Source organism: Pelotomaculum schinkii (assembly GCF_004369205.1).
Taxonomy (GTDB): Bacteria; Bacillota; Desulfotomaculia; order Desulfotomaculales; family Pelotomaculaceae; genus Pelotomaculum_C; species Pelotomaculum_C schinkii.
This window is the reverse complement of sequence record NZ_QFGA01000001.1, coordinates 199167-211624: the sequence shown is the minus strand read 5'-3', so window position 1 is coordinate 211624 and position 12458 is coordinate 199167. Positions and strand designations below refer to the sequence as shown.

General features: G+C 44.9%; 10 protein-coding genes. 1 reads left to right on the top strand and 9 read right to left on the bottom strand.

The annotated features are described in order from the left end of the window. Nucleotides 1-211: 211 nt before the first annotated feature. The 5 genes from Psch_RS01095 to Psch_RS01075 all read right to left on the bottom strand — a co-directional run bounded on the left by Psch_RS01095 (nt 212) and on the right by Psch_RS01075 (nt 7504). Complete coding sequence (locus Psch_RS01095) at nt 212-5047, bottom strand: GLUG motif-containing protein (RefSeq protein WP_190238859.1); 4836 nt, start codon at nt 5045-5047, stop codon at nt 212-214. Nucleotides 5048-5133: 86 nt separating this feature from the next. Continuing rightward, on the bottom strand, nt 5134-5622 hold the full coding sequence (locus Psch_RS01090; protein WP_190238858.1) for a hypothetical protein: 489 nt from the start codon (nt 5620-5622) through the stop codon (nt 5134-5136). 199 nt (nt 5623-5821) lie between these two features. Further along, nucleotides 5822-6496 carry a helix-turn-helix transcriptional regulator gene (locus Psch_RS01085; RefSeq protein ID WP_190238857.1) on the bottom strand — a complete coding sequence of 225 codons (675 nt, stop codon included), beginning with the start codon at nt 6494-6496 and terminating at the stop codon, nt 5822-5824. A gap of 20 nt (nt 6497-6516) precedes the next feature. Then, the gene (locus tag Psch_RS01080; RefSeq protein ID WP_190238856.1) at nt 6517-7290 is read right to left on the bottom strand and encodes a helix-turn-helix transcriptional regulator; all 774 of its coding nucleotides are present in this window, start codon (nt 7288-7290) and stop codon (nt 6517-6519) included. A 31-nt stretch (nt 7291-7321) separates the two neighbouring features. Beyond that, nucleotides 7322-7504, bottom strand: coding sequence for a MerR family transcriptional regulator (locus Psch_RS01075; protein WP_190238855.1), 183 nt, complete (start codon nt 7502-7504; stop codon nt 7322-7324). A 170-nt stretch (nt 7505-7674) separates the two neighbouring features. Between Psch_RS01075 and Psch_RS01070 the strand changes: the two genes are divergently transcribed. Next, the gene (locus Psch_RS01070; protein WP_190238854.1) at nt 7675-7896 is read left to right on the top strand and encodes a hypothetical protein; all 222 of its coding nucleotides are present in this window, start codon (nt 7675-7677) and stop codon (nt 7894-7896) included. A gap of 526 nt (nt 7897-8422) precedes the next feature. Here Psch_RS01070 and Psch_RS01065 read toward each other — a convergent pair. The 4 genes from Psch_RS01065 to spo0A form a co-directional block, all read right to left on the bottom strand. Continuing rightward, nucleotides 8423-8932, bottom strand: coding sequence for a hypothetical protein (locus Psch_RS01065; RefSeq protein ID WP_190238853.1), 510 nt, complete (start codon nt 8930-8932; stop codon nt 8423-8425). 120 nt (nt 8933-9052) lie between these two features. Beyond that, nucleotides 9053-9394 carry a hypothetical protein gene (locus Psch_RS01060; protein WP_190238852.1) on the bottom strand — a complete coding sequence of 114 codons (342 nt, stop codon included), beginning with the start codon at nt 9392-9394 and terminating at the stop codon, nt 9053-9055. 780 nt (nt 9395-10174) lie between these two features. Continuing rightward, nucleotides 10175-11383 carry a GGDEF domain-containing protein gene (locus Psch_RS01055; RefSeq protein ID WP_190238851.1) on the bottom strand — a complete coding sequence of 403 codons (1209 nt, stop codon included), beginning with the start codon at nt 11381-11383 and terminating at the stop codon, nt 10175-10177. 191 nt (nt 11384-11574) lie between these two features. Beyond that, nucleotides 11575-12345: a sporulation transcription factor Spo0A gene (gene spo0A / locus Psch_RS01050; RefSeq protein ID WP_190238850.1), complete on the bottom strand. Its 771-nt coding sequence runs from the start codon at nt 12343-12345 to the stop codon at nt 11575-11577. Nucleotides 12346-12458: the final 113 nt, after the last annotated feature.

The following is a 12458-nucleotide window of genomic DNA, read 5'->3' as shown; positions in this document are numbered from 1 at the left end:
TCCCCCAAAACCAAAACTTTCTTGTCCAAAGCCTCCTTTTCAGTAATCTTTTATCTTTAATATCTTTTTAGATAACTCTACTTTCACTTCGCCTTCGGTAATGCAATATTGCCATGGTCCTGATCAGCAGTATACTCATAGTGGCAAGAACTGGGTGCCCGAGTAAATATACTATTTTATTATTTAGATAATCTGCACATCCACTAATCTTCTAATATCCAGTGTACTTGTTATATACCCTGTACAAAAATACGGTGGCTTCCGCCCTTGTGGTATTGCCTAGGGGATTGATCTTATCGCCGCTGCCCACGATCAAACCTTCCTTTATAACAGAGGCGACGCTGTTTACGGCATAGGCCGCAACCAGGGATTTGTCGGTAAACCTGACAAGGTCCGAGGCCGAACCCTGCGCTTCAAGTTTTTTCAGCATTCTTAAGGCTCTTTCGGTCAGTACCATCATATCCTGCCTTGTAATGCATGCATCCGGGCTGAATTTGTTGTCTCCGGTACCGCCGGTGATCCCAAGCTTTTTGGCTATGACTATCTCTTTGTTGTAATAAGCATCACTGCTTATATCATCGAAGTTTCCGTTAACCTCGGCATCAACTCCCAGGGTACGTACAAGGAAGAACAGGAAGTCTGCCCTCGTGATGTTTTCCTGAGGGGAGTACTCTGTTTCCGATATGCCCTCCAATATACCTTTGGACGCAAGCACCTCAATGGATTCCTTTGCCCAGGCGACACTTTCCAGATCGTCAAAGGTTTTGTGTACATAGGCTATAGCATAATAGCTGAAATGGGTGGTGGTAAAGGTCACGGCGCCGGTTGCAGGGTCATACCTCCCGTTGGGTACCGATACCGCATTTCCGGCTCCGTTGATGTACCATACGACGATATGCTCGGGGGCAGCTAGCTCGGCCGCCGTCGGAGTGTAAGGGATAGATACAGTAACCGGAGCGTCAGGGTTGTTCCAGTTGGTTTGCTTACCATCGATGGACAGTGTGAGCTGTACCAGCGGCCTGTCTCCGACGGCGTCCTTGACATCCTCCGACAGGTTGGATTTGTCTCCCTGACCGATGGTGATCTGTGCCCTGTTTCCGTCTGCGTCCGCAACGCCCGTCAGCATATTGGACGGAACTGTGATGCTGACTGCGTCGGTATTGAAACTCAGCGTACCCTGAACATCAGTCGTTGACAGATCCGGAACCGGTATGCCGAGTGAATAGGTGTCGATGTCGGGTATAGACGGTATCGTGATGACAGTTCCGCCCTGGGCGAGGCTCTGAGAATCCGCGTCTATGGAGGCGGTTCCGGCATCCTTGTCAACAGTGACGGGAAGAGTCGTCTCAGAGCCGTTTCCAGCTTTAACGTCCGCTTTATAAGTCGGGGTTGACGGAGTAGTGCTCCCGCCGCCTCCGCTGTTGCCTCCACCGGAGCCATTGTGGGTAAAGCCGGCTGTGATTGTGACAGCGCCCGCCGGCATGGTAAAGGTAGTGCTGGCACTGGTCGTGCTGCCGAAAGTCCCGCCGCCGACGGATGACCATTTACTGAAGCTGTATCCGGAAGAAGGTGCCGCGGCAATACTGATGACTGTGCCTGCCGCATAATTGCCACTGCTGCCGGTCGTAATGCTGCCGCCTGTCCCCGCCGTAATGGTCAGGGCATAGGTCTGTGGCGGCGCTGCGTTGGCGGTCAAAGTCACCGTATAGGTGTCAGTGGAATCCGCTGTTCCATCGTTGGCTTTGAATACTAATATGGTATCGCCTGCCGATGTCGGTGTGTAGACATAGTTTGCCGCTGCCGCAACCGGATTGGCGCCATCTATTGATACCGTATAGGTCAGCGGATCGCTGTCGGCATCCTCAAAGATCGTTGAGAGGTCGAGGGTGTAAGCAGTATTTACCGTCACGCTGGCCGATGTCGTCGCCGGTACGCCGGTCTTGCGGTTTGGGGCGTTGTTCGATGCGGCTTCCAGCGTGAAATTCACTGTATAGGTTTGTGTTGTCATGGTATCCTCGGCAGTCACCACAATTGTGGCACTGCCGGGAAGGGACGCCGCCTGGGTTATGGCTACGCCGGCTTTCGGGTCGTTCGGTGTAGCGCTGACGGTAGCTGCCAGACTGCCGGGTAAAGTGCCGTAAGGTAACTGTATGCTGTAATCGTAATTGTCGTACACAAAGCCCGCAACGGTCACGCCGCCTACCTTCAGGTCACTCAGGGTGGCGTCGGTGCCGGGAATATAACCATTAACGATGTTGACCGTCAGGGAGGCGCTGTCCCCGACATCAAAGGAGATTTCAAATCCCACGGTATCGCCTGCGGAAAGGTTAAGACCCTCAAGATAACCTGCCGTGATGATCAGCGTGTTTCCACTTACATTGTAATCCGCGGGCGTTGTCAAAGACGTTGTGCCGTAGACTACGGCAGTGACGGTTGTCGCGCTGCCCCAGGAAATGGTCGTACTTACGTTGTCAGGGTTTTCGAGGTCAAAGGTGCATAAAGCCGGACTGATGTCAGCTCCTATGGGCATTTCGGCTGTTGCTGTGGTAAAGCCGATCACTGCCACGTTTGAAATATTTTCTTCCGCATCTTCTACGATGACATATGCCTTATATGCTGTCGACGCTGTTAAGCCGGTTACCTGGGCAGCATTTGCCGCTGCCGCTGCTGTACCTGTTCCTTTTGCCGCAGCTTCTCCCTGGGCTTTGATTGTGGCTGCGTCCGGAGCGTCGTCCCCTGCGCTATAAACCAGGAAGTAGTAATTCCCCGCTTTGTCGGAGGTGAAGTTTAATGTTGCAGTTGTTTGGGTTACGGCACTGACGCCGACTGCACTTAATACAGGTGGCTCGTTGGTTTGTCCCCCATCGTATCCCTGCCATCTTAGGAATGGGTATCCATTATTGTCGCTGCCATTAATCTCCCAAATCGTATCAAAGTCCCAGTCTGTAAAAGTTGCCTGCTGCTTCATCTCGGCTGTGGCCTTGCCTGTGCCACCATCTGAAGACCTTTGAAGTGATGTTTCGGTATCCCAGTAACTGTCCATAATATTACCTAAATTTAATCCTGCCAGGCCGCCGATATAACTATACCCATTTACAGTCCCGGTCGCATAAGAATTGGTAACAGAGCCAGAGCCCGAGTTATACCCGACCAGGCCGCCGATGTCTTCCTGTCCAGATACGGCTCCTCTGGCATAAGATTCACTGATCGGACCGGCGTTGATTCCTACTAAACCGCCTACATAGGTATAATAAATACCCGTTTCGGTACCTGTCACGGCGCCGGTGGCGTAAGACCTATCGATATTTCCACCACTGTTGTATCCTACCAAACCTCCGACTTCACTTTTGCCTTCCACCTCACCCACAGCGTACGACTCGCTGATACCGCCGTCATTCTCACCTACCAGACCGCCTACCATACTTTCATTACTCTTTACAGTTACTTCGGCATGGCAGTTGGTGATTGTACCATTATTATGTCCCACCAAACCACCGAAAGTGCCGCTCCAGACGTCCGTCACAGTACCTATGGCGTAGGAATCGGTGATCGAGCCTTCATTTTGCCCCACCAAACCACCACCATCACTTCTAGCTGTCACATCACCAGTGGCATATGAGTTGGTAACCTGACCGTAATTCCTTCCTACCAGGCCCCCGACATAGACACTGCCGGTTACGTTTACGTCCGCCAGCCTAAGGTCCCGGATTTCCGCTTCTGCTCCGGTACAACCGAACAAACCTACATAGGCGGTAGTAATCCGGTCGATAACGAGGCCGCTTATGGTATACCCTTCCTCACCACCGTCAAAGGTGCCGGTGAAAGGGTCAATGTTATCACCGATAGGCTCCCAGCCGTCGCCGGTACTGTAACCGCTCAGGTCTATATCTTCGATTAGTTTAAAGTGTTTATCAAGGTGATTGCGGACATTATAGAGCTGAGCGGCATGGGCAACAAGGTAAGGATCTTCCTCACTGCTGCCGCTGCCGCCGGCAAACTCTGCTACTAATACAGCACCCAGGGATTCGTCGACGTAGATTCGGTAGCCGTCTATCATGTCAGGATCCAGATAGCCATCTTCAAAATCGAATGTATCTATCCCGATCCGTATATACTCCGGCGCGTCTATTACTCCGTCAATAGTAATTTCCGAGAAATCAGCAGTCCCTTCCGCCCATATCCATACACCGGTACCGTTGGACCGGACATTCCCGTTGATATCGATATCGCAGTTATCTGTGGCTCTTATGCCGTAACCGGATTCATCAGAGGATTGGACATCTCCGGTTATTTCAATGCCCGAATCTTCGGCGTCCACGCCACCCTTGTCGCCCGTGACATTTCCCCCGACGGTAACGTATGAATCTATGGCCAATACGCCAACGCTGTCACCACCGCTTGCGGTGACGTCTCCCTCAACGATAACCTCTGCCTCATCGCATACGACATCGTAGGCTTTTATGCCTATGCCTTCGATACCGTTTGCAGTGACGTCCCCCTTTACATTGACCTCTCCGCCGGATTCTACTCCCACACCGATGCTATTAGTGTTGGTAGCTATAACATTGCCTTCTACGATAATACTTGCATACTCAGTGGCTTTTACTCCACAGCTGGATTCGCCGCTTGCGGTGACATTGTTGACCCAGACCACAGAGCCATAATCAGCCCACACCCCATACTCCGTGCCGGTGACGTTGAAAGAACCCGTTGTTCCCTCGTCAATAAATTCTACAGTGCCGCCGCCGATCACCTTTAAACCCGGACCGGTGCTATTGTCCACATTGAGCGTAAACCCATCCAGATCAAAAGTGATGCCTTCTCGGTCAATAACAATGCCACCGTCGTAATTAATATTCTCCAGCAGCCGGATGGTCCCCCCGCCCGTGGGATGGACCGCGTCCAGAGCATCATCCAATGTTGCATATGTTGTCCCGTTAACTTCACAGATGTCTCCTTCCGCCGCCAGGACGGAAAAAGGCATGAGCGCCGTCCAAAGGCATAACACCAGCAGCATGGACAATATTTTCCTCAGTACACTTCTCATAAAACATCCTCACCTTCTTTTATTTTTTTGTTATTTACGCAGCAGCCGGCAGCCCGTGTTTACTTGTCCTGTCCTATGTGCTTTACTCATGGCATAAACACAATCACGCCGTGGGTGATTTTAGCATCATCGGCCGGAACAGGAAAAATGACGGCCTTATTGAAACGGTCAGGCTGCGGCGCGCTTTGTCGTGTGATTCCTGAAAACATGGTAAACGGGTTCTTTAAGTCCTCTAAAAAGAAGGTATCTCCGGCAAAGACCCGCGTGACGGCGGCAGCCAGTTGCGTATCATCAATCTTGTATTGAAGAATGCGGACGGTTCCTTTTCCCAGGTTCATAAACCGCGTTTTTGTTTCCGCTGCAAAAGCCTTGTTCACCATAGCCAGTGTATACTGCGGCGTAAATATGGCGATGGGATAAGGGAAAAAATCGATGATTTGAGAAAACAGCCCCTCATTGGCGATAAGCATCTGAAATTTTCTTATCATTTGGCCTTGAGTCTCTGTTCTTTCCTCCAACATTTTCTGTACCTCTGACAGTTCCTCAAGCAGTTGTTCTTTCGTTTTATCCCCCATAAGAATGCTCCTTTTCATCCAAATTGCCATATTTTTCATAAATGCTATTAATATTTTATTAACTGGGCTGATTGCGAGGATAGGTTGAATATGCTTATAATTAGTACGAAAAATGTTATCTTGAAAATAAGAGGAAGCCGGGCTTTCGTACTAAACCAAAGCCCGGCTTCCTCTTATTACTTTTATAGGACAATTCATTTTACTCCGACATTTTCCGATATACAGACGGGGAAACGCCAACCTTCTCTCTGAATAATCTGGCGGAATGGCCGTTATAATCCATGTTGCAGGCGGCAAAGGCCTGGGCGATGGAAAGGTTGGTATCCAGCAGCTTCTCCTTCAATTTGCCGATTTTATAATCAATATAATACTCATGAGGTGTTATGCCGGTATGCTTCTTAAACAGCTTTGTGAAATGTGCCTTGCTGAGGCACGCCGCCTTTGCCGTTTCGTTGGCGTCAAAAGGCTCCTGCCAATGCGTTTCTATGGAAAAACAGGTAATGTCTGAGCTTATGGTCTGTATATCCCTGTCTTCCACATTAAAATACCGGATCATGTCCTGATAAGGCGCATTGAAATCGGTAAGATATACGGTTTTACCTGTCAATACCTGCCTGACCTGGTCCATAACGCCAAGCCCACGTACGATGGGGTCCTCAAAAACATTGTATTTGCCCACATGGGATTCCACGCTTTTTATGCCTATCATCTCCAGCGCCGCTTTGTTAATCATCCTCGCCGTCCCGTCAAGGGAGAAAATCTGAATCGGATAGGGGAAGAACTCGATTACTTTCGCAAGCAGTTCCTGTTCTTCCAAAAGCGATTGGAATGATTTTGCTAAGCTCCTTTGGGCATCCTCAACCTGATCTTTCATGGATTGGCCCTCGTTTCTTTTTAACCTGACATTGTACGATAAGCGGAAGGAGAAAGGCCGGTTTTATCTTTAAATAATCTGGCGGAATGGCCGTTATAATCCATATTGCAGGTGGCAAAAGCCTGGGCGATGGAAAGGTTGGCATCCAGCAGTTTCTCCTTCAATTTACTGATTTTATAATTGGTATAATACTCATGGGGGGTTACGCCGGTATGCTTCTTAAACAGCTTTGTGAAATGGGCTTTGCTGAGGCACGCCGCCTTTGCCGTTTCGCCCAAGTCAAACCTTTCCAGCCAGTGGTTTTCTATGTATTCTTTCGCCTTTTCAATTTCATCCTTGCCGCGATAAACCCTCCTGTTGATCAAAAATGCCGCAACATATATCACCCGTTTCAGGTCATCCAGAATAGGGAAAACCGTAATGTCCTGATATACGGCCTCCACATCGAAGTCCTGTATGCCGTATCGTTCCGCAATTTCTTCCAAAGGCACTCTAACATCCGGGAAAAAGACGGTCTCTCCCTGAAAAGCCCGCTTTAACACATGGAGCTGGCCCGTTGCGATAACGGCAGGATCTTTTAATACATTGTATTTCCCGACAACCATGTCCGGGCTGATAGCATGATATTCAGCCAGCATAGCCTTATTCACCAGCACCGATGTTCCGTCCGGAGCGTAAATCTGAATCGGATAGGGGAAGCACTCAATCACTTTGGCAAGCAGTTCTTGTTCCTCAAAAAGCGACTGGAATGATTTAGCTAAGCTCCTTTGTGCATCCTCAACCTGATCTTTCATGAATTGACCCTCCTTTCCTTCGAAATCCAAATTATTTCTGCTCATTATTATTTTTTCTGCGCCTGTCCGGAGGCTGCGGCGCATCCTTTGGAATAACCCATACGCTGCTTATTTTCACCGCGCCCTTAATCCGTCCGTTGGCGCAATAGTAGTTGACCATCCGGCTGGTAAGACCCCATTTGTCGGCGGCTTCTTTAACACTGATGTAATCCATCTCACACCTCGGATAAGTGTTTGCTACGCCTATTATATTTCAGTTTAAGGAAATTTTCAAGTATGCGAAATATATTAATAGCTATCCACGCAGGATTATGGTATGATGTGTGGCTAAAGGGAGATGACACGCATGGAAAATATACTCAAAGCGTTGCCTGATCATTTCTATTGTCAGCCGGAATTGATGACGCAGGAAGCGAAAATCAAGGCAAACCACCAGCTGTTACGCCAACGGCTGAGCAAACGAAACCGCAAGATGGTACTGCGGATTATACTCATTTTGTTCGTTTTTGCAATACTATGCTTGAAATTAACCATATTGCACAAATGAATGCCATTATGACAGATGACAAGATAAATCCTTTATCAAAAACCGATCTTATCCCATAAAAGGGCGTCAAAAAGATCGCCACCAAAGGAATTGCAATGGGAATAGTCCAATCATAAACATTGATTACCAGAGTAAGTAGAGCTATTATCAAAGTTATTCCACTAATCGCCGAGGAATAGATTAGTAGACCTTTATTCTTTCGTGCCAAAGCTAAAAATGCAATCCAAAAAAACAAGTAACAAATGGTTACAATAACATTGAGCAAACTGGCAGGCAACCCCATGAGCATTTCATTAAAATTCAGAACAATTGCCAGTCCCATTATTATGATTGAACAGGCAAACAATATTTTGCTTCTCATTATCTTTCCCGTCCTGTTATATAAATAAAGCGTCTTAGCACCTAATGAGCCCAATATGAAAAATGTGAAGTTGTAATTATAATTCATGCTCCAATATCCCTGAACTATTGAAGTTAACAATACCGTTAGAATATATTTACAATATGGCAACTCTTTTTTCGTTTTTTTCATTATTTTCTAACTTTTTCAATAGACACTTGTGTACTATTCGCCTGAATTGCCAATTATTGATAAATCCACTTAGTTGGCAACAAGTATGTCCATGGGATTGTGACTATTGCAATGGTAAGTGCCACTTTTAATCTTAGTTTTCTTTCCAATATCAGATTTCGCAAAGTAATTCTATAGTTAAATAAAAATATAAAGAATGATGATACCAGCATGGCAAATATTGTTATAATAACTGCCCCTGTATGATTGAATGGATCATAACTTATTGCTGAAATCAATGTATGCGATAACCCAAAATAGTCACCTAGAATTCCTGTCGCAAACAATATTGCAGCACCTATTATATCTGCTAAAAAACCAAATATCCAAACTTTAAATATACTTTTCATGTAAAATGTTTTCAGATTAATTTGACTATCAGCTAACTTGAACACATAAAAGCATACTAATATTACTAGTGAATCAATAATAAAGTTACCAGCAAGAGTTACAAATATTACTGGTGGAAGAAACATCAAAAACCAAATGGGGAAAATTACATTATATAACTTTATTTCTTTCACATCTTTTGCTCCTTAAGTATTATATATGAACATCAATTGCAGTCTACAGTTAATTCATATCCACTTGTAATGATGTTTAACTATCTATAGAATTGTTTTTTATGTTAAAATGTGACACAGTCAAGTTTTACTTTTAATAAGATCTGCCGGAAGTGGCTTGTCTTCTCTAATGTAATCAAACATTAACTTCCACTGCCCATCAACGCCATTATACGGGCAATTACTCCATTCAGGCTCACAGCCGTGGTTCCCATAATAGTGAGCCCACCTAATTAATACTTTGTATTGGTCGGCACTAATTGGTTTAATCTTATTAAACCATTCTCCATTAAAATACTCTGCTTTGGGATCATATTTACCAGGAAGAATCAGATAATTTACGGCATAAGGTGTTGAGAGAAATATAAATAAAATAATTGCTGTAATAATAAATATTCTCAATTTTGAGTTTATGTATTCCACTTCGAAACCTTCTTCCGATTAATCACATATATAAAATTCCAGGTTTATTATAGAATTTTAGCTATTTTTCTAACTAAAAAGTTGATCATTATAGAGTATTAATTGTATTATATCTAACAAAACCTCTAAATTAGAACATGAATTAATTTGAAAAGTATAACGCAGTGCATAACAAAAGATATTGTTTTTATTGCGACCTTCTCATCCAACAACTTAAGCCATTACTTGGCACTTCGGTGTTGCAGTTAATTGTCAGTGTGATATTCTATGATGCTTTCATTACCCTCTGGGTGGGCTATACCGATATTCTTGCACTTCCTTGTGCCAGTGGATAATGATAACTAAGTTGTATACTTCTGCCTTTTGCCTCAAATTTCCTGCCCGTTAAAAAACACGGTGCAGGTAGTTTAGAAAAAGATCAGCCGTCATTTTGGTATATTATAGTAACTTTGAAAGCGACAAAAGAGACCAACCGTAAACCATATTGACAACACACATCGATCCGCCAACTGGGTTATAGCGTTTTAATCCTGATGCTGTGTCACATTTTATTTGTAAAGAACCGGTCGTTATCTACAGCCAGTGACGGTGACAGTAGAAGCAAAACCGGTATCGAAGTGGCTTGACAGCGTCCGCAGATGGGCACTAATAAGAGAGGTGCTGGAGGTATGGAGTGGAAGTAACCAGCATATTTAAGAAAGGACCGGTTTAACCTGGCGCAGACCACGACGGGTGATAACCAAAGCCGTCACATATTTAAATGCTTAAATATTTTTGGAATTAGCCACAACACACCCGGTTACCTCCAGCCTTCTTAGCCTGATAAAGAGCCTTATCGGCAGCCTCAATAAGGGTTTCCGGCAATTCCTTGTCGTTGGGTTTTATGCAGGCCAAACCGATACTAATGGTTAAGCGGCCATTCGAAGAGAAAGGGTGATTAATATCCAACCTTTCTACTGCTTGAAGCATTTGTTCTGCAATCCTGCGGGCCCCAATTAAGTCTGTCTTTGGCAGAATAGCTGCAAATTCCTCTCCTCCGTACCGGGCAAATAAATCACCGGGGCGCTTAACAGTCCTGCTTAAAGTCGTGGCTATATTGACCAGGATATCGTCTCCATTTTGGTGACCAAAGGTGTCATTCAACTGTTTAAACTGGTCAATATCTACCATAATCAAGCTTAGCTGTAACCCATGCTCACGGACGGCCAGTCTCCATTCTCTATGTAAAAATTCATCAAGAAATCGTCTATTGGGGATGTTAGTCAGAGCATCCAGATAAGAAAGTTTTTCTAGCAAGTCATTAGATGCGGCTAATTCCTCTTTCTGCAATTCGATTGTTTGTAGGTTTAAAAATTCCTTAACCCGATTGACATATATAATCTGTGACATTACTAAAGCAAGAATAGTTACAACACTACCATTAATAATGGCGGAAAAAGCTAAAATCCAGTCAGGTTGAAAGCGCCAGACCATAACGCTGAATACTATCCAGGAAAAGCCATAAATCAGTATGCTTTTAGACCATTTTAAATAAAGAAACGTGGCTGAAACGAGGACTGCCATTAGGTAAGAAGAGGCTATACCAGGCCCAACAGAATGGATCAGGCTATATAAGATTGCATAAGTAATCAGGTTAAGTATTATATACCCGCTCTCGTAAAAATGATGGAATCGTTTAATAGCATCTGGAAACGGAAGCCTGGTTACGAATAAAAAAGCTACAGAGCTTACTAGAAGAACCATCCTTAGGGTCATGATATACGGAGCTATTTCAAGAATGCGGGGTTGATCGATTTTGCCGATATATGCTAATTGGATAAAGATAAGGGTCAAATTGATTAATATTAACAGCCACGAGATAATACGTAAGCGTTGTATATTGCAATAAGTTAAAATACTTTCTAGAATATTTTTATCGGCCTCGGGCACAACGGGAAACCAGTTGCCAAATCTGTTTTGGAGTTGAATTCTAAATTGGTTTGGAATCAATATGTTTCATCCCTTTCCCTTAGCTTTTTGATATCACTTAACTAATTTGATGCAGCGCCCCCTGCTTTTTCTTTGCTCTATCTATTCAAATAGTATATCAAAAAAACAACACCCCCTGATTATTGGTGATAACCCAATAAAAAAAGTGGTGTTTGTTGAGCAAAATTCTATATTACTATCTACAAATTTGTTTAACTAACCTTGGTTTCAATTCTTAACTTATCCGCAACCATGGCGATAAATTCACTATTGGTGGGCTTGCCGCGTTCAAGGTTGATGGTATAGCCGAAAAATTTGGTCATCATATCCACATTGCCGCGGTCCCAGGCCAGTTCAATGGCGTGCCGTATGGCGCGTTCAACCCTGCTGGGTGTTGTCTGATACTTCTGGGCTATCATGGGATACAACTCCTTGGTAACCGCCCCGAGCAGGTTGATCTCACTGATAACCATTAAAATAGCATCCCGCAGATAGTGGTAACCTTTAATATGAGCCGGAACACCCATTTCATGGATAATATTGGTTACAGCTATGTCCAAATTTTTGGGTTTAACCGGAGCAATATACTGCGATACATTTACCCCGTCCGCCAGCTGCCGGATGCGGGTGGCCAGTACATTAAAGTCAAATGGTTTTAAAATGTAGTAGTCGGCGCCCAGTTCAACCGCCCTTTGGGTTACACTCTCCTGTCCAAAGGCAGTCAGCATGATAATTTTTGGCCTGCTGCCCGTATTGCCGGTAACCAATTTTTCCAGGACCCCGATCCCGTCCAGGTGCGGCATAATGATATCCAGCACGACGACATCAGGATTGTTTTCCTGGATCATTTGAATGGCTTCCAGGCCATTATAAGCAATACCGGTTAGATTGAAATCTTCCTGCTCCGTTATGAATTCCTTTAGCAGCTCGCAGAAATCTCTGTTATCATCTGCGATTAAAAGCCTGATTGCTTTCTTTGGCATAAACGCTCCCGCCTCCTAAATATTTCTATTTTTATATTTTAGTATGTTTACCCAAATGATTCGACGACCACAAAGAATGTCCTTCCAGATAAAAAGGAAAATTTTTGTATATT